Raw genomic sequence first — 22928 nt, forward strand, 5'->3', positions numbered from 1 at the left:
CTCGTGGTCTGGTGAATGGTTTATCTGGCGTACGTGCCGCTATTGGTGTCGTGACGAGCTGTCTGCGTAGTACTCATCCTCGGTCGCCATCTGCGCATACATCTGGTTCCAGGCCTGCAATTCAGCATCGCCGTCTCGGTCGGCGCGACGATCCCGGCGGGCAGCCACAGCCAGATCATACCGACGCCACTGGACCACGGTAATAATAGCCATAATCACTGTGGGGAATTCACCGATGCCCCACATGATCGCGCCACCGATCTGTTGGTCTGCGATGGCCGAAGGACCCCAGTCGCGTCCAATCGCAGAAAACCATTCGGCTTCCAGCAAGGATTCCGATCCGGTCATCGCCACCCCGATGAAGGCGTGGAAGACCATGGTGGCCAACAGCAACACCAGTCGTAGCGGGTAGTTGGGGCGGTGTGGCAACGGATCAATCCCGACCATCACCGAGGCAAAAATGAAGCCGGTGATCAAGAAGTGGAAGTTCATCAGTTCGTGGCCGATGTGCTGGTCCAACGCGAATCCGAAGAATGGCGTGTAGTAGAAGATCAGGATGGAACCGGCAAAGTTGATAGCAGCAAAGATCGGGTGGGTCACCAGCTTCGCCCACCAGGATTGCAACAGCCACAACATCCATTCTCGGGGCCCGCGGGTGCCATCAGCTCGAGCCGGTAGTGAGCGCATGGCTAGGGTGATGGGCGCACCCAACACCATGAAAAGTGGGGCGATCATGGTCAGGGTCATGTGGGCGACCATGTGGGCGGAGAACAAAATCATCCCGTACACTGCCGGGGCCCCGGAAGTGACCCACATCAGCACCACGAGTCCGGACATGAAGGACACTAGCCGTAACACCGGCCAGTTATCGCCACGACGACGTAGCCGCAGGAAGGCCCTCAGGTACCACAGGGCCAAGAACACGATGATGGCCACCCACAACCAGTTCAGCCGCCATTCGGTGAACCAGCGGTCAAAGGTCAGCTCGGGCGGAAGCTCATAACCGGTCAGCAACCGCGCCGGGGAGGCTTCTGGGGGTTCTTCTTCGGGCTTGGGAGGCTCGGTCCGGGCCAGGATCACCGCCACGGTAGTTATCACGACCATCAGCACCACTTCGACCCCGATCAGTCGCCACAACAGTCGCTTGGCCCCGGGGCCGGGTTCAGCTGAACCGGTTTTCAACTGCGGAATCACGACCTGACGGTGGGCGAACCCAACCAGGGCGAGAAGCACCGTGATGAGGAACTTGGCCACGATCAGCACCCCGTAGGGTAGTGCCAACTCGTTGATGCTGTTCATCCGAATGTCGGCGTTGATCACCCCGGACAGGGCCACGGTCATGATCGACAGGGCGGCCAGCACGGAGAAGCGGGCCAACACCACGTAAACCAGGGGCTGGTCAGCCACCCCGGAACCGGCGGTCTCGCGGGCGCGGTCGTGGCCGATCAGAGTGGTGGCGCTCAGACCGAGGACAAGTAGCCCTCCCACCCACAGCAACACGCCAAGCAAGTGTAGTCCGATCGAGTTCACGGCAGCGAAGTGGTCATCTCCAGAGGAGGAGTGCCCGATCAGCGCCATGGGGACGATACCGATCAGGGCCAGCACGGCGGTGAAGGCCATCGAGGTGGCACCTCGAAGTCCAAAAATCAGCGAGGTCACCACCGCTGCGATGAGGGTCATGGCGAACCAGGCCCGGCCCACCGCGATCGAGAGCACGAAGTCCACCAGGCCGATGGAGAACTCTGGTGAGGCATTGAGCGGCATCCCGGCCATGTCGGAGTAGGTGAATACCAACTGGCTCAGCGCGCTCACGGTCCAGATGACCGAAGAGATGGAGGCGATGAGCATCACGCGGGTATAGGCCGGATGCTCGTTGAGGTCTACTGTCTCTCCCCGGTGCACGGCCCGGCGGATTTGGTAGCTGGGACCAGCCCAGCGCGGCAGGATGGCGCAGGCGAACACGAGCGCACCAACGGTGGTTGCCCAGGCCAGCGAGTGTATGACTTTGGTGATCGGCAGCCCCCAGCGGGTTAGGCCACCGGGGTCAGAGAGTTGTTGGACTCCGGTGACCCCAGCGGCGAGACCAGCTACCACCACGGTGAGTCCCCCGAGCACGATCGCAACCGGCCATACCCAAGCGGGCATACCCACGCTCGACTGTCGCACCCGGGCGGTGCTCGGAGTTTTCTCGATGGTCTTCACGGTAACCGGTCACTTTCTGCCCACTGGGGGCTGGATCAGCAAGGTGTTAGCGCTTGGTATCGGCCTCGGGCGAGTTGCCACGGCCGGCACGCATAATCAATGCCACGACAATGACAACCACCAAGACAACAGCCGCGACGATCGCCCAGAACACCCAGGAGGTAAAGATGGAGGCTTCCTCGGTGTTCTCGCCAGTTTGGGTGGCCGTGTTGGCTTCCGCCGTTTGGGTGCCTTCCTCGCTGACTTCGCTGGAGGCTTCCTCGGTGGGTTCCTCAGCGGCCCCATCGCAGTCTTTCGCGGGGTCGCCGGACTCCGGGGCGTTGGGATCAGCATTGGTGAAGCTCATGGTGTCTTCGCCGGTGTGCCCATCGGAGTAGATCACCCGGTAGCTGATCTCGTAGTCGCCGGCAGGCAGCCCGGGGCAGACATCGACGGCGATGTCATAGCCTTCGACCGAGACTTCACCGGTCTGCCATTCCTGACCGTCTGCGTCCGAGACGGTAATCAGATTAGCGAGGTTGGCCCCCTCAGTGGGCTGGCCAGAGAAGGTCAGGCGCACCTCATCGGGAGTGGTGCTGGTTTCTTCACCATCGGCCGGAGTGGTCTCGGTGAGGACATCGTGGGCTTGGGCAGGCGCCGACAGGCTCAGTGCCATACCGAAGCTGAGAATGACGGCCATGAATAGGCCGGTGATCATGGTGGTCATGCGCACGCTATGGCGTGCAAGGGCAAGTGCGGTGTTCACGATACATCATCCTTGTCTGTACACGTTGTGACAACGTTGAAAATTAGTGATTCTGGCCGCGCCAAAGAGCCGGCTCGGCCGGTGAGGTGGTTTAGAGACAAGGTTGAGTCGGTGGTCCGCGAGTGTGCCAGGAGAATAAGGCCTCGCAGGGATGGATCCACCAGCGCGGCGCGCTACGAGGTATCCGGGGCTGTAGCTGTGGCACCACGCCCAGCCCGGTATAGGAGAAGATTCGGCGGGGTACGACGACCACCGTGCGGTCGATCATGATCAGACAGATCCGCTGTCCGTGGACGATGAGCGCGGTGGTGAATAGCGCCGCCATCAGGTGGGCCATCAACATCGCGGAGCCCGCCGACGGCACGGCACCGGTCTCGGCGGAGTTGACGATAATACCGGTGACGTGGTGGTCAGGGTGTCCCGGGGCGACCACGCCAGTCACGGTGGTGCCCGCAGCTGCGGTGATCAGGGTGGAGGCGCCGTGAAAAATGATCTGGCCGAAGGTCAGGATCACCGCGGTCGCCCACCCGGAGATACGCCGACCGGCCAGCAAGGTCGCAATTGGGGCGCAGAGTACGACGGTCAACAGCCAGACCGGTGAGATCAGCAACTGCATCAGCTCGGCGAGGATCCCGTAGCCGGTGGGCCCGTGTGCCAGTCCGTGGGCCATCACATGGGCCACGGTGGCCACGCTGGCCGAGCCGGCTGCCACCAGCCAGCCACGTGCCAGGCGTGCCGGGCCGTGGTGTCGGGGTGCAGGCACACCACGAGAGCGGAACGGAGCTTCTCCGGTTCCGATCAGAGTGGTCGTGGCTGACACAGTGGGCCCTTACATGCTCGAAGTGTGGTGCGGTCTCTGCCTATTCTGCCACTCCTTGACCCAGAGGGCTGACATCGTGAACTCTAGGCCACCGCACACGATAATGCCCCCGCAGTCCACCACGGATTTGTGACGGCCTGCGGAGGCACCGCGACAGAGCCAGGCCCTGTCGCAACATGCTGAGGAGGATTACTCTCCGGAAGCAGCAGCCTTCAGCTTGGACCCAGCGGACAGCTTCACACCGTGGCCTGCCGGAATCTCGATGGCTTCGCCGGTGCGGGGGTTGCGTCCGGTGCGAGCAGCGCGGTCGGTGCGCTCAACAGAGAACCAGCCAGGGATGGTGATCTTTTCACCCTTGGAAACCTGCGAGGCGAAAACCTCGAAAACGGCGTCCAACACGCCGTTGACGGCGCTGGCAGAGTTTCCGGAACGCTCTGCAACAGCTGCAACGAGTTCACTACGATTCATAGCCATGTGTCCTCCTGGACGTTTGGTTGTTAGGTAAATCCGCCCAGCACCTGACTGGGCTCCCTGACGTGAAACTACCATCATTTCGGCTCCAACACGCAGTTTTCGTCGCGATTACTCGAGTTTCACGCCGAATTTTGCGCGATCTCTCAGCATGTGGACATTTTCTCCACGTGCGAAGTGTCTGCAACCGGTCTTGTACCTCCTTCGGCTATTTGGCCGGCTTGTGGGAAGCCGAACCCGGGGTGTCAGGGCTGAGATCTTGGTACTGGCTCACATCAATATCGGAGCTAGGGATGACCTCAGTGGGGTTATCGCGCGGGTCGATGCGTTTGATGCTGAATCCGGTGTAGGCATAGATCAAGTTGATCACCGGCACGAGCATCGCAAAGAACACGAAGGGAATGAATTCCAGCGGCGAGAGGCCGAAAACGTCGGCTGCAAAGACCGCGGGAACGGACCAGGGCACGAGGTTGATACCGACCGTTCCAGCAGCCTCGGCCACCCGGGTGAGATTGACCGGGGCCAACCCCATCTTCTGGTATGGGCCCAAGAAGGCGCGTGCGGGTAACAGGACGGAAACGTATTGTTCACCGGAGGAGATCGCCACGGTGAATCCGGCACCCATCGAGGTAGCGACCATGGAACCGGGGCGCTTGACTCGGCGCACCACTGTTCCCACCAGCGATTTGAAGGCTCCGGTTTTTTCCAAGATTCCGCCCAAGGCGGTAGCGACCACGACCAGGGCAATGGTGCTCAGCATCTGGGCGACACCACCCCGAGAGAGCAGAGAATCAATAAATTCCACACCAGTTTCGCTGGCGATACCAGCACTCATCGACTGCATGACCTCGGTCAGGGAGCTACCCTGCACGATTAACGCCGTGGCTGCCCCCAAAAGGGCCACCATCAGCAGGGTCAGGAGCGCCGGAACCCGAATTAGCATCAGCCCAATGGCGATCACGGGCACAATCAACAGCAAGGGGTGAATCACGAACTCGGCGTCTAAAGCCGTGAGAAGTTCTGTCACCTCGCCATCACCCACGCTCCCCTCGGCGCCCATCGGCCAGCCGATGAACGCGTAGATGGCCAGCGCAATCACCAGAGCGGGTATGGTATCCCACAGCATATGGCGGATGTGGTCGAAGAGTTTAACCCCGCCCATCGCGGCCGCCAAGTTAGTGGTGTCAGACAGCGGGGAGAGCTTATCGCCGAAGAAGGCCCCGGAGATCACGGCACCGGCCACCAGGGCTGGGTGAAAGCCCATTCCCTGCCCAATCGCGATAAAGGCGATGCCGACGGTAGCGATGGTGGTCAGCGAAGTCCCCAACACCAACGACACGATGGCCGGTACCAGGCATGCCAGCGGAAGGAAAACCACCGGCCAGATGGCCGTCAGACCGTAATAGATGATGGTCGGGATCAGACCACCTTCGATCCACGTGCCGATAATCATACCGATGAGAAACAAGATGAACACGGCCGGCAGTGCTCGACTGACGCCGCGGACCATCGACTGCTCCAGCTCTCGCCAGGTATATCCCAGCGCTTTACCGATCACGACAGTGACGATCACGGCTGACATCAACGGGATCACCATGTCGATATCCCACACAGAAATCGACAGCAGGGCCATCACCACCAAAACCGCGATCGGCAGCAGGGCTACTGGCACCGCAGGAAGCTTATGTTCTGTCATCGGTCTCCTTAGACGGGTGGCCGGGGTGACGGCCAGAAATGTCAGGGCGCCAGTTCCTTGGGTCAGGAAACCCACGCTTTGTGTCTTGGCTCACATTAGCGCAGAGATCTACTCAGCACAATCATCCCCGTTATCGTTCTCTATCGAGATAGACAACTCGACAAAAGACAATGACCCGTATGCCACCCACGGGTGTGCATACGGGTCATCGTGCTGGCTGACTGCGACTGAGCGGAACAGCTCGCACTAGCAACTAGCTGGCATGAACTGATGTTTACCAGGAAGACTTGGTGATACCGGGCAACTCGCCTCGGTGTGCCATGTCCCGAAAACGAACGCGGGAGATACCGAACTTCTGGAGGGTACCGCGGGGACGGCCATCGATGGAGTCGCGGTTGCGAACCCGAACTGGCGAAGCATCACGGGGAAGCTTCTGCAGGCCGACGCGAGCTTCTTCACGAGCCTCATCGGAGGCGTTGGGGTCAACCAGTGTGGCTTTCAGCTGCTTGCGCTTCTCGTCGTAACGGGCGGCAATAACTTTACGCTGCTCGTTCTTGGCGATCTTGGATTTCTTAGCCAAACCTCAGCGCTCCTCTCGAAACTCTACGTGCTGACGGACAACGGGATCGTACTTATTCAACGTAATCCGGTCAGGGTTATTCCGACGGTTCTTCCGGGTCACGTAAGTGAAGCCGGTGCCGGCAGTCGACTTGAGTTTAATAATGGGACGCAGGCCCTTATCTTTTGCCATCTTAGAGCTTCACTCCTTTGGCGATCAGATCGTTGACCACAGCATCGATACCGCGAGCGTCGATCACCTTGATGCCTTTGGTCGAGACATTCAGGGTTACCTTCCGGCCGAGCGAAGGCACGAAGTAGGTCTTTTTTTGGATATTTGGATTGAACCGGCGCTTGGTACGACGGTGCGAGTGGGACACGTGGTACCCAGTACCTGGCCCAGCTCCGGTTACCTGGCAATGTGCTGCCATGATCACTCCTCGATTTAAGTACTAGTAAAAGGACGGGCAGAACCCGAAAGAGGATCCCGCCACCAGTGTGTACACCGCACTCTTACTGCGACTTTCCGAAGGTAAACCAGGCTGGGTGAGAACCAACCGAAGTGCCCTTAATCGCTAGGGTGAAGACGGTGAGTCCCTGTTTTACCAGGGATCCAGTTTAGGGAACGCCGCCGTTTTCCGGCGCGAGGACACCATGACGCATCTCAACGTACATGATGCGGACTCGCACGACGCGTAACAAACTTCTATTGTAGGAGTTTCGCTACTTGCGGGCAAATTAACCACGGGACGAGCTGATCACATCGGGCGATCAGTCGTCTTCTTCATCCTCGTAGTCCAGCAACCAGTGATCGGGGTCAATTTCTTCCAGTAACTGAGAGAACAGGTCGTCAATCGTTTCCAGATCTTCGTCATCGAACACGGACAACACCCGGCGACGCACCGAATCAGCGTAACGACCCTGAACCTTCTCCACTTCCTTCTCACCCTGTGGAGTCAGCTCAGCCATGGTCACACGCTTATCGCTCGTGGCTGGGGTACGGATAATCACGTCGCGTTCTTCGAGCTTGCGGGCCACGTGAGACAGGCGCGACAACGAGGAATTGCACCGCTCGGCTAATTGCGACATGGTCAACGCACCGTCTGCATCATGCAGAGCAGACAACACTTGGAACTCAAAGAAGCTCAGAGAACCGGCTTTTTGAAGATCCGTCTCGATCATCGGGCCCACGGTCATAACAACCGCTACCGCGCGCCGCCAAATATCTGCTTCCTTCTGGGTCAGCTGCGCTTTTCGTCTTTGTGAGTGGTGTGGAGCCATCTTCCTTGTCTCTCTTGCCTTCCCGAAAGTTCGCCCTTGATGGGTATTTAAAGTGCGAACAAACAATTGTAAACGTAGAACACCTTGTGTTTCACGAATACCTTAGCCGACACTGGTTTTGGCATTGGTTCTGGTAATCTCCGGTCGACTAGGGGAATGAGTTTAGTCAGAGAAATAGTACACCACAGAAGTGGGAAGAAACGCCAGGGTTTCATCAATACTACCGTGAATTCTCTCAGGTACTTATCAGTAATTATTCAGTTCTTTTACTGCCTCGCCAGTCCACGATGGCGACGAACAAAGCAACGAGGCCGAAGACCACTAAAACGAGGATCGAGACATCGAATGCGTTGAGGTATTCTCGGGCAGTTTCTGGTCTGATCTCCTCAACGTCTTTTCCGGCATTCACCGGCAGGTGAGCGGTCATGCTATAAAACACCGCGGTGGCCACGGCCACACCGATGGCATTGCCGACCCGCTGGCCGACCTGATAAAAGGAGCCAGCAACGCCGGCTTGGGGCAACGGCACGTCAATCAAGCTCCTCATCTGGTTAGCTGACATGACGATACCGGGAGCGATACCAGCTACACCCATAATGATTGCCATAATCAGTGGTGTGTATTCAGCAGAGACTATGCGGGCACCCAGCGCCAGAGACAGCAACGCGATGATGAACAGGATGAGACCGGCGAAGACCAGCTGAGGAGCGTAGCGCAACGTATATCGCCCCACCCAGGCTGCGGCGATAGCCGATACCACGGCCCACGGCACGGTGATGAGCCCGACCACGAGCGCCGAGTGACCCAGACCTTGTTGGTTGTAGAGGGTCATCACCAGAAACAGCGGTGGCATCATAGCGAACCAGAGGCTGGTAATGATCACGCCGTAGCGATATGAGCTGTAGCGGAACAGCGCGAAATCGAGCACCGGTGATTTACCCTGGGCCTTATACCGAAACTCCCAGATGACGAATCCGGCACCGGCGATAACTCCGAGGACTAGCAACAACCATCGGGCCGGGATGTCTTGGTCGGTGCCACTGGTCAGCACGAAGGGCAACATCATGAATAACACAGTGGCTGCCAGAAGCCCGACGCCGACCAGGTCAAGTTGTCGGTCGCGCACATCGCGCGGCTGATCCTTGGGAAGTAGCCAGATAGCCAGTGGGAGCACAATGATCACCAGGGGAACATTCATTCCGAATGTCCAGCGCCACCCGAGTTCGGGCCCGAGCGCTCCAATAAATAGACCACCAACCGCTGGGCCAAAGGAGGTTCCCAAACCAATGCTGGCCCCAAAGAATCCGAGTGCTTTACCACGTTCTTGGCCTTGGAATAAGTTTTGAATGATGCCCAGGACCTGGGGCATCAAGGTGCCAGCTGCAATGCCCTGGACAATGCGAGCGGTAACCAGCATGGTCGATGAGATCGACAGCATGGCTACCAGCGAGGCGATGGTGAACGTCACCAGCCCGATCAAAAACATTGATTTGCGGTTCCAGGTGTCTCCCAGCCGTCCGGCGGGAACGAGGGCCACTCCGAAGGCCAACACATATCCGGCGACGATCAGCTGGTTATCGGTCGTGGTTGCGCCCAGGGTTTCTCGAATAGGTGTCAACACCACGTTGACCTTGACCAGATCGAGGATCGTCAAAATCGCGGTGACCGCGCAGACGGTAAAGGCTAACCAGGGGGATTGTCGCGGTGCGGTAGTGCCAGTGGCAGAGGCGGACACCGAAATACGCTCCTTCGTCTCAGGGGGTGTTCGTGACAGATCGTCGCCGATAATAGTGTGATAACCCGATTATCCTACGCCGATTGGATTCATCGTGACCGACGAGCCTACGCCTCCACAACCCGCTCTGCCCGCCTGCCTATGTGGCAGCTTGCGGGTGGCCGAGCAGTGCTGGATACCGTTGTTACGTGGCGAGCGGTATGCGCCCACGGCTGAAGCCTTGATGCGGTCTCGCTACACGGCTTTCGCCGTGGCAGACCGCGACTATGTGATGCGCACCCGGGCCAGTCAGTCTCGCCCCGAGCAGGTGGTTTTGGACCCTCGCCAGCGGTATACCGCATTGCGGATTCGTGACGTGGTTGCTGGTGGGTCTCAGGATGAGACCGGAATCGTGGAATTCATCGCTTTTTCCCGCGATACTCACGCAGGTCGCATCATCCAGCATGAGCGCTCACAATTTATCCGCCAAACTCTTGACGATACCCCCGGGTGTTGGGTGTATCTTGAGGGCGAAATTTTCGAACACTGAATCCCCGACCTTCAGCCAGCTGCGCAGACGAAAGGACCCGTTGTGCCAAGAGTTCATGTCATCGCCACCGGTGGGACCATCGCCTCCCGGACCGAGCACCACAGCATCGGCTCAGTGGCCTCCGATAGCGTCGAGGAGCTCCTGGGAGTCATCACATCCGGTGATCGCGAAGCCCACGAGGATTGGCCGGAGCATCAGGTCAGCGGTGAACAGCTCTTCTCGGTCAATAGTTTCCGACTGACCTTCGCTGATCTTCGCCAGATCGCGTTGGCGGTTGAGCAGGCAGTCGCCGATCCGGAGGTGGTTGGCGTGGTGATTACCCACGGCACCGACACCATCGAAGACACCGCCTTCTTCTTACACTGTGTCTACACCGGTACCGTTCCGGTGGTCATCACCGGGGCCCAGAAGCCTGCCGATGACCCAGCGGGGGATGGCCCGGGAAATTTGCGCGAGGCCATCCTGGCAGCCGGGCACCCGCACATGGCTGACACCGGGGTCACCATTAGCTTTGCCGGACGGATTCATTCGGCTCGCGCCACCCGCAAACACCACACCTTGGCTCCAGAGCCTTTCACCGGGGGCACCGAGATCGCGACGGTGACACACGGAAAACTGGTTCGCCAGGCCACGGCGGCCGCCGGGCCGGGGCTGCCGATGCCAACCGCCGAGATTGGCTCGGTGCAGATCCCGATTCTCGAAGCCGGCCTGGGCAGCTCGGCCCAGTTGGCCCGCCACCTGGTCGAGGACTCCGCCTCATGTGGAATAACCCTGGACGGGCTGGTATTGATGGGCACCGGAGCCGGTAATGCCGCCGACGGATTTGTGACGGTCGTCGACCTCGCCTGTCAGCACCACATCCCGGTCGTGTTGGCTACCCGCACCACATTCGGTCCGGTGGTGGCGATCTACGGTAACGGTGGGGGTGTGGACCTGGTCGCGGCCGGGGCGATGCTGGCCGGTTCGCTCAGCCCCTACCAGGCCCGGATTCTGCTGGCACTGCTGGTGTGCGCAGGTTTCGCAGCAGATCAGCTGGCTGACCGGTTTGCCGAGGTAGCCGGGTAGAGCGGGTTGTGGCCGGCAGTGACCTGCTCAGCAGGGCGCACCGGTTCGGGTGCGGTGCCATCGCCGAAAGGTGTGCCACCCAGTTCCTCACGACGGTGAGCGCTCAACCAGCCGGAGACATTGGGTCCGGCTGGCACGATCTGGGTGGGATTAATATCGGCGTGGACAATGTAGTAGTGCTGTTTGATCTGGACGAAGTCCACGGTGTCACCGAAACCGGGGGTTTGGAATAAGTCCCGGGCGTAACCCCACAGGGCCGGGAATTCGGTGAGTTTCTGGCGGTTGCACTTGAAGTGGCCGTGATACACCGGGTCAAAGCGCACCAAGGTGGTGAACAGGCGCACGTCGGCTTCGGTGATGTGCTCGCCCATGAGGTACCGGCGGGTGGACAGCCGGTCTTCTAACCAGTCCATGGCATCAAATAATCGCGTGTAAGCCCGGTCATAAGCCTGCTGCGACCCCGCGAATCCGGCCCGGTAGACCCCGTTATTCACCTCGGTGAAGATCCGGGTGACCACCTCGTGCATCTCCTCCAGCTGGTCCTCCGGTAACAGGTCAGGGGCTCCAGGCCGGTGAAAAGCACGCCACTGGGTAGAGAAGTCCAGAGTGATCTGCGGATAGTCATTGGTCACCACCGCGCCGGTCGGAATGTCGACGATGGCTGGGACGGTAATACCGCGCGGGTAGTCGGGAAACCGGGCAAGGTAGTTTTCCTGCAACCGGTGGGTGCCAAGCACCGGGTCGTGTTCTGTCTCATCGAGGTCAAAGACCCAGGAGCGTTCGTCATGGGTTGGGCCAGGGGTACCCAAGGAGATCGCGTCTTCCAGCCCCAACAGTCGTCGCACGATCATCGTCCGGTTCGCCCAGGGGCAGGCGCGGGCGGCCACCAGCCGGTAGCGTCCGGACTCCACGGGCCAAGCTTGCGCGTCGTCGGTTAAACCGGCCGAGAGGTCGGTGAGCTGGCCTACCTGGTCATAGGCCACCCGTTCAGCGGCCGTGATCGCTTCCGGGTCGGCGACGATCCGGTCGTTGATGTAATTTGTGTCGCGGTTATATTCTTGACCGCTTGTCACGTAGCCGGTTGCGCCCTGTAATTCCATACACTCAATACTATGGCAGTGGTACAACGCACAACAGCTCATACCGAAGTGGTCCGTTCTGATAATGCCTCGGGGATGACCCTGACCGGCACCAATACCTACCTGATCGCCGCCCCAGAGGCGCAGACGGTGGTGCTGGTGGATCCCGGCGAGGCCGCCTCACAGCGCGAGCACCTGGCGCGGGTACGTCAGGCCCTGCACGGTCGGAGCGTGGAACTGATCGTGATCACCCATCACCACCCGGATCACACCGGCGCGGTCGAATACTTTCACCAGCAGCTCCAGGCCCCGGTCACCGCATTCTCCTCCAGCTGGTGTCGCCATACCCAACCGGTGGCCGACGGAGGGCACATCACCGCGGCCGGTACCACCGTGCAGGTATTGCACTCCCCCGGCCATACCTCTGATTCGATCTGTCTGGTTTTACCGGAAGACCCTGCGGTGATCACTGGGGATACCGTGCTGGGCGCCGGGACCACGATGTTGGATCATCCCGATGGTCGACTGGTGGACTATCTGGCTACGATGGACCGCCTGATCGCCACTGCCGAGGGCCTGACTGATCATCCAGCCACCACCGTTCGTGGTCTGCCGGCCCACGGGGATCCGTTATCGGATCTGGCGCAGGTTGCCCGGCAGCTCTCCGCGCACCGCTTGCAACGCGTCGAACAACTACGGCAAATGGTGGATCTTGCTGCCTTCCGGGGTCGTGATATCGAGGTCGCTGACCCCGTCGTGCAGTCTTTAGCCACCGAGGTCTACCCCGATGTTCCGCCTGAGGTGCGCGGTCCGGCCGTGCAAACCGTAGCTGCCACACTGCAGTATCTGATCGATCACCGCTGATCCCACGCCCCGTGCTGATTCGAAGGAGTTTCCCGTGAAAAACACGGATGACCGCTCATCGACCTCCTCCTACGAGCAGGCTTCCGACCACGCACCCGTGGCACTGATCACCGGCGCCTCCTCCCAGCTGGGGGCCGCTTTTGCCCGGCATTTGGCCGCTCAGGGGTATCGGTTGGTGTTGACCTCTCGCCACCTTGACGGGCTGGCGGCGGTGGCTGAGGACGTCGAGTCCCGCTACCGGGTGGTGACCGAAACGTTAGTGGCCGATCTGGCGGAGTTTGCCGAGCGCCAACGGGTGATCGACCGGTTGGTGGATCCGCGTTACCCGGTCCAAATGCTGGTTAATAATGCCGGTGTGGGGCTGGCCGCGGACTTTGCTGATAGCGACTGGGAGACTGAGGCCCGGATGATTGAGGTCAACTTCACGGCCCCGATGCATCTGATCCACGGCGCGCTACCAGCATTTCTGCGTCGCGGAGGTCGGATCGTGAATGTCTGCTCGATCGCCGGATTGTTCCCGGACGGCTCCTATGGGGCCACCAAGGCCGGTCTGGTGGCTTTCTCTCGGTGGGCGCATGCTCGGTACCACGCTGACGGTGTTAATGTCACCGCACTGTGTCCGGGCCTGTTGGACACCGACTTCCATGTCAATTCCGGCGTCGACGTCTCCCATCGGCCCAAGTGGAGTTTCACCGAAGTGGATCAAGTGGCCCTGGAGGGGTTGGCCGCGGTGCATAAAGGCGACCCGTTGTGCATTCCCGGCCGTGCTGCGAAGTTGCTGGCCCGCTCCGCCAAGGTGTTACCCAACCGACTGGTGGCCTCCATTGCTCGCAAACGGCCGCTAACCGGTAGCTCCGAGCAAGATTAGCCCAGAGACGATAAGCTCAGAAGTGTTCCCTCCGCCGGTTGTTACCGGTGGGATTTCGCCGGCGAAAGGACGACAACGACCATGACCATTCTTGTCGGGTATAAGCCCTCCGCTGAGTCGCGGGCCGCCTTGCGCACTGCCCTGCAGATCGCCGAACGTTGCGGAGAAAACGTCGTGGTCCTCAATGCTGGCCCTGGGGGCGAGCACCGCACTTCGTCGTCGATGACCGAAGAGACCCGGCGGGAGCTGAACTCCATCTTGGCAGCGTCCTCAGCCACCACCGAGTTCCGCGAGTATGCGCGGGGAAACACCACCATGGACGAGTTCAAGACCGTCGCGGCCGAGATTCGCCCCTCGATGATCGTCATCGGCATCCGCCACCGGTCCGGATTCGGCCGGTTGATGATGGGCTCGGTGGGCGATCAGATTCTGCAAGAAATGCACGAACCGGTGCTGGCGGTCAAGGCCACCCAGGACCAGGACCTCACCTCACCGGATGCCACCCCGGAGATCACCGGGGATACCGACCCGAAACAGGTGGAATCCTAGATGCTCACGCCCCCATCGCCAAGTTCTCCACACGGGTACCCCATCGAGGTCATCACCGGTGATATCACCATCCTCGAGGTCGACGCGGTGGTCAATGCCGCCAATTCCTCCCTGCTCGGTGGTGGTGGCGTCGACGGAGCGATCCACCGCGCCGGCGGTCCCGCCATTCTGGAGGCCTGTCGTGCCCTACGGTCGGACAAGCTGCCCAAGGGACTTCCCGCTGGCGAGGCCGTGGCCACCACGGCCGGGCATATGCCCGCTCGCTGGGTGATCCACACGGTCGGGCCGGTGTACTCCGTCAAACAGGACCGTACCGAAACCCTGAGATCCTGTTATCGGAAGTCTTTAGTGCTTGCCGATGAGCTCGGCGCCACCTCGGTGGCTTTCCCGGCGATCTCAGCCGGTGTCTACGGTTGGCCGATGGATGATGCCACCCGGATCGCCGCCCGAAGTTGCGCTGAGACTTTGGACGAGCTCGCTGCCCGCGAGGATGGGGCACCCACGGTGAAACAGGTGGTGTTGGTGGCCTATAACGACCAGGCCGAGGCCGGGTTCCGCGCGGGGGTTTCCAGCCTGGCTTAGTCCGCGTGCTGTGGCCGGTCAGTCTCCAGCCCGGCCAGCACCATCCGCCACTTATCGGCCAAGGTGTCAATGATCTCGTGGGCATTGAGCCCCGACGGTTGTGGCACCACCCATAATTGCACCTCATCAGGCCACTGCGCTAGCAACTCATAGGTGGCCCGGTCTGTCGCACTCAACCGCCCCAGCTGGGCCTGAGGTGCGTGATATGCGGTACGAAATGCGGTGATCCCGGCAATCGCCACAGCGGCGGGGCGCAACTGCCCCACTCGCCGGATCAACCGTTGGCCACCCTCCCGGAGTTCTGCGGTGCTCAGCTGGTCAGCCCGGACAGTGGCACGTTGCACCAGATTCGTCATCCCGATTCCCGAGGAGACCAGCTGATCGGCCAGCTCTGCACTCATTCCGGCACTGACATCGACTGGCTCCTGGAGCATCCCGGCACGGTACAGAGAGGGCCAGAACCGGTTTCCCGGGCGGGCGAACGGAGCGTTGACCGCCGCGGTCCACAACCCCGGGTTGATGCCACAGATCAGCAACCGCAACCGGTCTTCGGGATCGACCGGCAACACATCATCGGTGATCTCTGGATCGGTGGTATCCACCGCGTTCAAATCCTGGCGAGTGGGTTTGGCCCCACCCAGCGGAGATTCCCGTCGCGGCTGGGCCTTAACTCTGGGAACCGTCATCGGCCCCTCCATCAGATTCTTCGGCTTCTTCGGCGCGTTTGCGGGCCTGGTACTGTTTGAGTTCTTCGAGCTCTTCGGTGGTGAGGTTATCGATATCGACCGGCTCGCCGGTGTTCGGATCGATCTCCGGGATCGCCCCGGTGGATTCCGCAGTCCGTCGCGCCCGCTCTGCGTAGGCGTCTTCACCAGGTCCGGCCATATCCCGACCACGTTCCAGCCCAGCAATCGAGGAGGTAAAGACCGAGGAGGCATCCGAGGACCGGGTCAACGGCACCGAACCGGAATCCTGAGTCTCTGGGGTGGACTCAGCATCATCGCTATCGGAGTTCTGTGGCTTCGATGTGCCCGAGGATGCGGACTGTGCCGACTGATCTGCCCCGCGGACGGCCTCGTCCAGGGACTCCCCCGGACGGATCACCGGTAACTGCGAGATCACCGCGGGAGGCTCATTGGTGTCGTACCAGTTCTCCCAGCGGGGCTGTTGTTGGTGCTGGTCTTGTGTTGCCTGCTGAGTCGTCTCGGACTCCGTGTTGGACTTGGTCTGAGACGAGTCTGCACGATCGTTCTCACCCGGTGCCACGTGGAAGGACGATTCCGTCTGATTCAGCGGACCGCTGGGTTCCATGATGCGCATCCGGTAGATCACCTCGGGGTGTTCGGTGCGAATGAAGGTGGCGAGATCTTCGCGCACCAGGCACCGCAGATCCCACAGTTCACCGTAGTTGCGGGCGGAAACCACGGCCCGAATATGCAACATGCCCGATGCCGCGTCGGTAACCTGCATCGAGGCGTCACGGCCGTCCCACAGGTCGGTGGAGGCAAGCAGGGCGCGCAACCGTTCACGCAGGTTGTCCATAGGCACCTGCCAGTCCACGTCGAATTCCACCACACCCGACAGTGCGGTGCCCACACGGGTGAAGTTTTCATACGGGGTGGTGGTGAAGTGGCTGGAAGGGAACAGAATCCGCCGACCGTCCCAAATCTTGAGCACCACATAGGACAGGGTGATATCTTCCACAGTGCCTTCGTAGTCGTCCATCGCCACCACGTCACCGACACGGATCGCATCGGTGAAGGCCAGCTGGATGCCGGCGAACACGTTGGTCAAGGTGGACTGGACTGCCAGGCCAGCAACCACCGAAATCAAGCCGGCCGAGGCAAGAAGACCTGCGCCCAACGCCCGCACCTGGGGAATCGCCAGCAGAATGGCCGACACCGCAATGACCACGATGACCGCAACCACGATGCGACGGATGAGTTGCATCTGGGTTTGGATACGACGTTCACGCAAAGAACCAGTTCCGGCCACGTGATATTTATCGGCGATGCGCGACTCAATGAAGCTCACCACGCGCAACCCCAACCAGGCGAAGCTGGCTACCACACACACCAAAAGGATGAAGGCCAAACCCGAATACCAGGCCAAATCTCGGCCAGAAAGTCCCAACGCAATGCGGGCACCCAAAAAGACCAGGGCGAGAACCATCGGGGTATACAGACGACGCAACTGAGCGTGGAAGGTCTTGCGCCGACGGAAGGCCATGGAGGTAACCACCACAATGATGCCAGCGACGACCAGGCCCACCAGGGCGCCGACAGCCAGGTTAAGCACCACGCCCAGGACAGGCCCCAGCGATTCCACGTTGGAGGAGGCCGAATCTTGAACATTTTGGGGTAGCGCGTCTTCTACCTCGGCAAAGCCATCGGAGGTGGAGGGGCTCGGCTCTGCTGATTCAGGGGTCGAGGATGCTAAGAGGGTGAGTCCAGAAAGCATAATCTCCACTGTGCCATGCGGGTCTGAACTCAGGCTGAAAAGACCAAGGGGTTTCGTCACTCGAGAACGACGTAGACTAGCCAGTATGCTCAACATCACTGACCTGCGAGGCCGTCCCTTTGCTCCGGATCGTGATTTGCCCCGGGCAGAGGTCGATGTCACCGCCGCCGTGGAGAAAATTACCCCGATTCTGGCCGATGTGCGCCAACGTGGGGTCGCTGCGGTCTTAGCGGCTGGCGAGCGTTTCGACGGGGTGCGCCCCGACCAGCTACGGGTTCCCGCCAGCGTGCTTGCCCAGGCGCTGATCGACTTGGACCCCTCGGTGCGGGTAGCACTGGAAGAATCCATTCGGCGGGCTCGTATGGTCCACCAGTCCCAGCGTGTCGAAGACACCGTGGTGCAACTGGCCGATGGCGCTCACGTGGAGAACCACTGGGTCCCCATCCAGCGCGTGGGTCTGTACGTGCCCGGCGGGCGGGCTGTTTATCCCTCCTCGGTGGTGATGAACGTGGTCCCGGCCCAAGCGGCCGGAGTCGAGTCTCTGGCGGTGGCCACGCCCCCGCAACGAGAGTTCAACGGCCAGCCACATCCGGTGACCTTGGCCGCCTGTGCCCTGTTGGGCGTCGATGAGGTCTACGCTGCCGGTGGTGCTCAAGCCATTGCCATGTTTGCCTACGGCGTCCGAGAGGCTGAGCGTGCGGAGGACAATACCGCAGAAACCGGTCCGGCCGAGTCTGGGTGGGTGTGCCCGCCGGTGGATCTGATCACGGGGCCCGGAAACGTGTACGTCGCCGCTGCCAAGCGCGCCGTGATGGGAACCGTGGGCATTGATGCCGAGGCCGGTCCCTCCGAGATTGCCGTCATTGCCGATGAGACGGCCAACCCCGCCTGGGTTGCCGCCGATCTGATCAGCCAGTCCGAACATGACCCGATGGCTGCCTCAGTGCTGATCACCCATGCTGAGTCACTGGCCCAGGAGGTCAATGATCAGATCAATCAGCAGGTCCCCGGTTTGCCGTTGGAAGACCAAATCCGGGAGGCGCTAACCGGCCCGCAGTCGGGAATCTTAGTCGTCGAGGACCTGCCGGCTGCCATCACCGTGGCCAACGCTTATGCCACCGAGCACCTGGAGATTCATACTGCCGACCCTGAGGCGGTCGCCGAGCAGATTACCTCTGCCGGAGCAGTGTTTATCGGCGGGTACTCCCCGGTCCCGTTGGGAGACTATTCGGCCGGATCGAATCACGTGTTGCCGACCTCCGGCACGGCCCGACACTCCTCAGGGCTGAACACACTGAGCTTCATGCGCTTACAGCAACGCATCCGGTACTCAGCATCCGGACTGTCTGCAGTCACCCCCGGGATTGTGGCCCTGGCAGAATCGGAAGGCCTTCGCGCTCACGCCGAAGCTGTCTTAGCGCGCCAGCTCACCCCAGGCGCTCACCACAACTAACCCGAGACACCGGCCTCTGCCGGCCCAGAATCTCAGGCGCTGAGCCCTAGCTGACCAGTGACTTTATCGCGGTCTGAATGTTACGATCGCCTCATGACTGCAGAATCCGTGGGCTTTGCCATCGTGCTCCTGGCAGCCTTGTTGCTCTTGGGTAAATACCTTCGCGTGAAAGTCGGCCTCTTTCAGCGACTTTTCCTTCCCAGCGCCATTATCGCCGGCTTCCTCGGCCTGTTGATCGGTCCCGAAGTCCTGGGACGCCTGGGCGAGGCCCTGAACTGGTCTTGGTTGGAAAATGGTGGCCTGTTTACCGACGGAGCCTTTGAGGTGTGGGGCGAACTACCCGGACTGCTGATCTCGGTTGTTTTCGCAACCCTTTTCCTCGGCGAGACCATCCCCTCCCCCAAACGTGCCGCCAAATTAGTCGGGCCTCAACTGTCAATTGGTCTGGCCTACGGTTCTGGACAATACGTCGTCGGCATCCTGCTGGGGGTACTCGTGTTGGCCCCATTATTCGGTGTCGACCCCATTTTCGGTGCCCTCATCGAGGTCTCCTTTGAAGGTGGTCACGGCACGGCGGCCGGTATGCAACCGGCCTTCGAAGATATGGGCATCCCCGAAGCAACCGACCTTGCCTTAGCCATGGCGACCGTGGGTCTGGTGACAGGCATCATCATCGGTATTGCCGTGGTCAACTGGGGTGTGCGCACCGGTCGAACCCGGGTGATTAAGCAGGTCTCTGAGCAGTCTGCCTCCGAGCTGCGCGGTCTCTACAGCGATACCGAACACGTCCGTACCGGCGTGATGACCTCTCGCCCCAGTTCCATCGAGCCGCTCACCCTCCACGTAGCGATCGTGGGTTTGGCCATCATTATCGGCTGGGTATTGCTGGAAGGCCTCGTGTGGGTCGAAGACCAGCTGTGGGGCCAGCCCGACTCTGTCTGGCCCGGAGCTGACGGCGAAGGTCTCACTCTGCTGGGCTATGTCCCCCTGTTCCCTCTGGCGATGATCGGTGGCGTCATCATCCAGTTCGTGCTCGATCGCACCGGTAAGAGTTACCTGGTGGATCAAGAAACCATGAAACGCATTCAGGGTCTCGCCCTGGACATCTTGATCGTGGCCGCTCTGGCCACCATCTCGCTCGAGGTCATCGCGGATTACTGGCAGACCTTCTTAATTCTTTCTCTGGCCGGCGTATTGTTCGGCACGTTCATGTTGCTGTTCTTCACCCCGCGGATTATCCCCTCCTTTTGGCTCGAACGCGGTATCGCGGACTTCGGTCAGTCTATGGGTGTCACCGCCACCGGTCTGGTGCTGTTGCGGGTGGCCGACCCCGAGGACAAGTCTCCGGCCATGGAGGCCTTCGGCTATAAGCAGCTCTTCTTCGAACCCTTCTTCGGTGGCGGTCTGGTCACCGCACTGTCCATCCCGGTCATCTTCGCGACCGGCAACCCCTATTGGATTTTGGTCCCAATGGCGATCCTGTTCATCGTCTCCATCACCGCGGGCATGATCTACAACCGTGGGGTCAAGAAGGGCAGATGGACCGACCCTTCCGAACAGGCCGCCAGCGAAGGCGTCTAGTCGCGTCCCTTCGCACCGTCAATGCACAGGACCCGGTAGCACGGAGCTCGCCGTACCTGTGATCCGCTGCAGCGCCTCGCGCGGGTGAGAAAAACAACAGCTTCGGCTTGGGGTTAGTCATATGGCGTTTACCTAGCGTTGTCTGACGAATAACCCAGAGCCCCTAAATTTGTACGGCGTGATTGAGACAGCCCACGCCAAAGTCCCGACCCCACCGGGGGGTGGGACGGAGGTAATTCTCTCCGGGGTGTCTCGACTTTTCAGCGATGGTACGGGTCTCCACCCCGTCGACCTACACTTTCGCCCCGGAGAATTCGTCAGCATTCTCGGACCTTCGGGTTGTGGCAAATCCACACTTCTGCGTTGCCTAGCCGGACTCGAAATTCCCGATGACGGCGCGATCACATTCGGTCAACGCACCGTCTCGGCTCCAGGCCAGAAACCAATCCCGACTAATCGACGTCGGATTGGAATGGTGTTCCAGGACCTCGCTCTGTGGCCACACCTGTCCGTCACAGACAACGTTGCTTTCCCGCTCAGGGTCTCCGCGGCACCTAAGAAGACGATCGCGCCCCGTGTCAACGAAGCACTAGAACGAGTCGGCATGGAAGAGTTCGCTCGTAAAATGCCCCACCAGCTATCCGGAGGCCAGCAACAGCGCGTGGCGATCGCACGCGCTGTTATTTCAGCACCGGAGTTGCTCCTACTGGACGAGCCTTTCTCCGCTCTGGACGCGACATTACGCGCCCAACTCGGGATGGAACTGGTAGAACTCGCCTCTCGGCTGAACCTGACCACCCTTTATGTCACCCACGACCAGCAAGAAGCGATGTCCATGAGCCAGCGCATCGTGGTCATGCGTGCAGGCTCCCTGCAACAGTTCGATACCCCAGAGGCCCTCTACCAAAAACCAGCCAACGAATTCGTAGCCGGATTCGTGAGCAGGTTCAACCGCTTGCCACAGTACGAGTCCCAGATCGAAGGCCACGTTGTGGGCGTCCGCCCAGAGAACGTCACTGTCACCGGGCCCCTTGACCATGATCCGGTCACGGAACCGGTGCACGACTCTGCAGGACTAGATCTGGAGGCTACAACGGTGTCCTGTCTGTACACCGGTGGTGGCTACCTCCTTCGTTGCGAGGTCCACGGTAGCGCCCCCTGGCAGGTTGACTCCACCGATCCCTACGAGCCGGGCACACCCATTGGTCTCCGTGTCGACTCTGCCCATCTCTTGCACCTTACCTAGCCTCACGCACTATCCGAACATCAACCGAGAGGAGCACCCGTGCGAGTCAGCACTCATCGCCCCACCAACCACCTTCACCTGCTTGGAGCCGTGAGCCTGATTGCCACCCTGGGCCTAGCTGGTTGTGGGTCAGTCGAGGACACTAACGGCGACGGAGCAGACAACGGAACGAACAACAACGGTACTACGACGTCCGATACAACTGACAGCGACATCGGTTGGGAAGCACCTGAAGATCTAGACGGTTCAGTTACCCTCTACGCTGCGAACCCTCAGGGGTTGAACGAAGAGCTGGCCGATGAGTTCACAAAAGCCACCGGCGTTGATGTCGAGATCTATGGCGATACCACGGGATCGATCACGGCTCGTTTGGATGCCGAGTGGGACAACCCTCAAGCCGATGTGGTCTACATCGCTTCCTGGGGCCCGGCAGCCGCCTACGCCAAAGATGGTCACGTGGCAGACTACACCCCTGAATTCGCCGACAGCATCCACGAGGACTGGAGGGGCGACGGCTTCTACGGCCGTGACGGTTCTGCCCTGGCACTAACTGTTAATACCAACGCTGCCCCCTCGATGCCTGGCGACTGGGAAGATCTCACCGACCAAGAGTTCGAGAACCTCGTGTTGATGCCCGATCCCCGTGAATCCGGCACCGCTCGCGACCTCATTGCAGCCATGGTCTCTACATGGGGCAAGGACGAGACATGGGAGCTATTCGACGAACTCTTCGAGAACGGAATGGATGTTCAAGGGGCGAATGGTCCGGCGCTTGATGCGGTCACTGCTGGTTCCTACGCGGTGGTGCTTGGCGGAGTCGATTACTCCGCCTACTCGACAATTGAAGAAGGCGAGTCGCTCGAAGTCGTGTTCGCCGATTCGGGGACCATGGTCTCCCCGCGCCCCTTCTTCATTTTGGAGGAAGCTCCGAACCGTGAAAATGCCGAAGCACTGGTCGATTTCTTCCTCTCCCACGAGGGCCAGACCATCTCCGCTGAGCACAATATGATCCCCGCACAGCCCGAGGTACCAGCGGAGCACGTGGACTACGACGATGTCGACCTGCTGGACTACGATCTCGACGCTCTTGAAGACGAAGGCGAAGAGTTGCTCGACGAGTTCGTCTCCCGCTACTTGAGCTAAG

General features: G+C 60.4%; 23 protein-coding genes. 10 read left to right on the forward strand and 13 right to left on the reverse strand.

Annotation, left to right across the window (positions count from 1 at the left end):
* Positions 1–39 precede the first annotated feature (39 nt).
* The 10 genes from DCC24_RS01155 to DCC24_RS01200 all read right to left on the reverse strand — a co-directional run bounded on the left by DCC24_RS01155 (position 40) and on the right by DCC24_RS01200 (position 9508).
* Positions 40–2202: a cytochrome c oxidase assembly protein gene (locus DCC24_RS01155; protein WP_233491932.1), complete on the reverse strand. Its 2163-nt coding sequence runs from the start codon at positions 2200–2202 to the stop codon at positions 40–42.
* 46 nt (positions 2203–2248) lie between these two features.
* Entirely contained in the window at positions 2249–2947 is a 699-nt protein-coding gene (locus tag DCC24_RS01160) for a copper resistance CopC family protein (protein WP_110098067.1), read from the reverse strand.
* Positions 2948–3038: 91 nt separating this feature from the next.
* Entirely contained in the window at positions 3039–3767 is a 729-nt protein-coding gene (locus tag DCC24_RS01165) for a hypothetical protein (RefSeq protein ID WP_110098068.1), read from the reverse strand.
* Positions 3768–3956: 189 nt separating this feature from the next.
* A complete protein-coding gene (locus tag DCC24_RS01170; protein WP_110098069.1) occupies positions 3957–4241 on the reverse strand; it encodes an HU family DNA-binding protein in 285 nt (94 codons plus the stop codon).
* Between the two features lie 205 nt (positions 4242–4446).
* Positions 4447–5934, reverse strand: a complete 1488-nt coding sequence (gene nhaC, locus DCC24_RS01175; RefSeq protein ID WP_110098070.1) for a Na+/H+ antiporter NhaC — start codon at positions 5932–5934, stop codon at positions 4447–4449.
* 274 nt (positions 5935–6208) lie between these two features.
* Positions 6209–6514, reverse strand: coding sequence for a 30S ribosomal protein S14 (gene rpsN / locus DCC24_RS01180; RefSeq protein WP_110098071.1), 306 nt, complete (start codon positions 6512–6514; stop codon positions 6209–6211).
* A 3-nt stretch (positions 6515–6517) separates the two neighbouring features.
* Positions 6518–6685 (reverse strand): 50S ribosomal protein L33, encoded by a 168-nt coding sequence (gene rpmG, locus DCC24_RS01185; RefSeq protein ID WP_110098072.1) that lies wholly within the window; start codon positions 6683–6685, stop codon positions 6518–6520.
* A 1-nt stretch (position 6686) separates the two neighbouring features.
* On the reverse strand, positions 6687–6923 hold the full coding sequence (rpmB, locus tag DCC24_RS01190; protein WP_110098073.1) for a 50S ribosomal protein L28: 237 nt from the start codon (positions 6921–6923) through the stop codon (positions 6687–6689).
* A 340-nt stretch (positions 6924–7263) separates the two neighbouring features.
* Complete coding sequence (locus DCC24_RS01195; protein WP_110098074.1) at positions 7264–7773, reverse strand: MarR family winged helix-turn-helix transcriptional regulator; 510 nt, start codon at positions 7771–7773, stop codon at positions 7264–7266.
* Positions 7774–8026: 253 nt separating this feature from the next.
* A complete protein-coding gene (locus DCC24_RS01200; protein WP_158524563.1) occupies positions 8027–9508 on the reverse strand; it encodes an MFS transporter in 1482 nt (493 codons plus the stop codon).
* Between the two features lie 94 nt (positions 9509–9602).
* On the opposite strand from DCC24_RS01200, the gene DCC24_RS01205 reads away from it, so the two are divergent.
* Positions 9603–10037 carry a YchJ family protein gene (locus DCC24_RS01205; RefSeq protein WP_199223060.1) on the forward strand — a complete coding sequence of 145 codons (435 nt, stop codon included), beginning with the start codon at positions 9603–9605 and terminating at the stop codon, positions 10035–10037.
* Positions 10038–10079: 42 nt separating this feature from the next.
* Complete coding sequence (locus tag DCC24_RS01210) at positions 10080–11102, forward strand: asparaginase (RefSeq protein WP_158524564.1); 1023 nt, start codon at positions 10080–10082, stop codon at positions 11100–11102.
* Here the strand turns inward: DCC24_RS01210 and DCC24_RS01215 are convergent.
* Positions 11066–12202 (reverse strand): glutathione S-transferase family protein, encoded by a 1137-nt coding sequence (locus DCC24_RS01215; RefSeq protein ID WP_233491933.1) that lies wholly within the window; start codon positions 12200–12202, stop codon positions 11066–11068. The two genes, DCC24_RS01210 and DCC24_RS01215, sit on opposite strands and share 37 nt — an antisense overlap.
* A 12-nt stretch (positions 12203–12214) precedes the next feature.
* Between DCC24_RS01215 and DCC24_RS01220 the strand changes: the two genes are divergently transcribed.
* The 4 genes from DCC24_RS01220 to DCC24_RS01235 all read left to right on the forward strand — a co-directional run bounded on the left by DCC24_RS01220 (position 12215) and on the right by DCC24_RS01235 (position 15044).
* Positions 12215–13045: an MBL fold metallo-hydrolase gene (locus tag DCC24_RS01220; RefSeq protein WP_110098079.1), complete on the forward strand. Its 831-nt coding sequence runs from the start codon at positions 12215–12217 to the stop codon at positions 13043–13045.
* 34 nt (positions 13046–13079) lie between these two features.
* Positions 13080–13913 (forward strand): SDR family oxidoreductase, encoded by an 834-nt coding sequence (locus DCC24_RS01225; RefSeq protein ID WP_158524565.1) that lies wholly within the window; start codon positions 13080–13082, stop codon positions 13911–13913.
* Positions 13914–13994: 81 nt separating this feature from the next.
* Positions 13995–14462, forward strand: coding sequence for a universal stress protein (locus tag DCC24_RS01230; protein WP_110098081.1), 468 nt, complete (start codon positions 13995–13997; stop codon positions 14460–14462).
* The gene (locus tag DCC24_RS01235; protein WP_110098082.1) at positions 14463–15044 is read left to right on the forward strand and encodes an O-acetyl-ADP-ribose deacetylase; all 582 of its coding nucleotides are present in this window, start codon (positions 14463–14465) and stop codon (positions 15042–15044) included. It abuts the gene before it with no gap.
* On the opposite strand, the gene DCC24_RS01240 is transcribed toward DCC24_RS01235, so the two are convergent.
* Both DCC24_RS01240 and DCC24_RS01245 read right to left on the reverse strand, forming a co-directional pair.
* Complete coding sequence (locus DCC24_RS01240; RefSeq protein ID WP_110098083.1) at positions 15041–15730, reverse strand: mismatch-specific DNA-glycosylase; 690 nt, start codon at positions 15728–15730, stop codon at positions 15041–15043. The genes DCC24_RS01235 and DCC24_RS01240 overlap by 4 nt on opposite strands.
* Entirely contained in the window at positions 15711–17504 is a 1794-nt protein-coding gene (locus DCC24_RS01245) for a mechanosensitive ion channel domain-containing protein (protein WP_158524566.1), read from the reverse strand. Before DCC24_RS01245 ends, DCC24_RS01240 begins: the two co-directional genes overlap by 20 nt.
* Before the next feature lie 85 nt (positions 17505–17589).
* Between DCC24_RS01245 and hisD the strand changes: the two genes are divergently transcribed.
* The 4 genes from hisD (at position 17590) to DCC24_RS01265 (ending at position 22927) form a co-directional block, all read left to right on the forward strand.
* Positions 17590–18957, forward strand: coding sequence for a histidinol dehydrogenase (gene hisD / locus DCC24_RS01250; protein WP_110098085.1), 1368 nt, complete (start codon positions 17590–17592; stop codon positions 18955–18957).
* 93 nt (positions 18958–19050) lie between these two features.
* The gene (locus tag DCC24_RS01255) at positions 19051–20538 is read left to right on the forward strand and encodes a sodium/glutamate symporter (RefSeq protein ID WP_110098086.1); all 1488 of its coding nucleotides are present in this window, start codon (positions 19051–19053) and stop codon (positions 20536–20538) included.
* Positions 20539–20716: 178 nt separating this feature from the next.
* Positions 20717–21784, forward strand: coding sequence for an ABC transporter ATP-binding protein (locus tag DCC24_RS01260; protein ID WP_199446147.1), 1068 nt, complete (start codon positions 20717–20719; stop codon positions 21782–21784).
* A gap of 39 nt (positions 21785–21823) precedes the next feature.
* The gene (locus tag DCC24_RS01265) at positions 21824–22927 is read left to right on the forward strand and encodes an extracellular solute-binding protein (protein ID WP_199446149.1); all 1104 of its coding nucleotides are present in this window, start codon (positions 21824–21826) and stop codon (positions 22925–22927) included.
* Position 22928: the final 1 nt, after the last annotated feature.

The sequence above is a fragment of the Auritidibacter sp. NML100628 genome, assembly GCF_003185985.1.
In the GTDB taxonomy this organism is placed as follows: Bacteria; Actinomycetota; Actinomycetes; order Actinomycetales; family Micrococcaceae; genus Auritidibacter; species Auritidibacter ignavus.

Coding starts and splice junctions, on each gene's coding strand:
- DCC24_RS01170 (WP_110098069.1), bottom strand. CDS start 4,241: ATGGCTATGAATCGTAGTGAACTCGTTGCAGCTGTTGCAGAGCGTTCC.
- nhaC (WP_110098070.1), bottom strand. CDS start 5,934: ATGACAGAACATAAGCTTCCTGCGGTGCCAGTAGCCCTGCTGCCGATC.
- rpmG (WP_110098072.1), bottom strand. CDS start 6,685: ATGGCAAAAGATAAGGGCCTGCGTCCCATTATTAAACTCAAGTCGACT.
- rpmB (WP_110098073.1), bottom strand. CDS start 6,923: ATGGCAGCACATTGCCAGGTAACCGGAGCTGGGCCAGGTACTGGGTAC.
- DCC24_RS01195 (WP_110098074.1), bottom strand. CDS start 7,773: ATGGCTCCACACCACTCACAAAGACGAAAAGCGCAGCTGACCCAGAAG.
- DCC24_RS01215 (WP_233491933.1), bottom strand. CDS start 12,202: ATGGAATTACAGGGCGCAACCGGCTACGTGACAAGCGGTCAAGAATAT.
- DCC24_RS01220 (WP_110098079.1), top strand. CDS start 12,215: ATGGCAGTGGTACAACGCACAACAGCTCATACCGAAGTGGTCCGTTCT.
- DCC24_RS01230 (WP_110098081.1), top strand. CDS start 13,995: ATGACCATTCTTGTCGGGTATAAGCCCTCCGCTGAGTCGCGGGCCGCC.
- DCC24_RS01235 (WP_110098082.1), top strand. CDS start 14,463: ATGCTCACGCCCCCATCGCCAAGTTCTCCACACGGGTACCCCATCGAG.
- DCC24_RS01240 (WP_110098083.1), bottom strand. CDS start 15,730: ATGACGGTTCCCAGAGTTAAGGCCCAGCCGCGACGGGAATCTCCGCTG.
- DCC24_RS01245 (WP_158524566.1), bottom strand. CDS start 17,504: ATGCTTTCTGGACTCACCCTCTTAGCATCCTCGACCCCTGAATCAGCA.
- hisD (WP_110098085.1), top strand. CDS start 17,590: ATGCTCAACATCACTGACCTGCGAGGCCGTCCCTTTGCTCCGGATCGT.
- DCC24_RS01255 (WP_110098086.1), top strand. CDS start 19,051: ATGACTGCAGAATCCGTGGGCTTTGCCATCGTGCTCCTGGCAGCCTTG.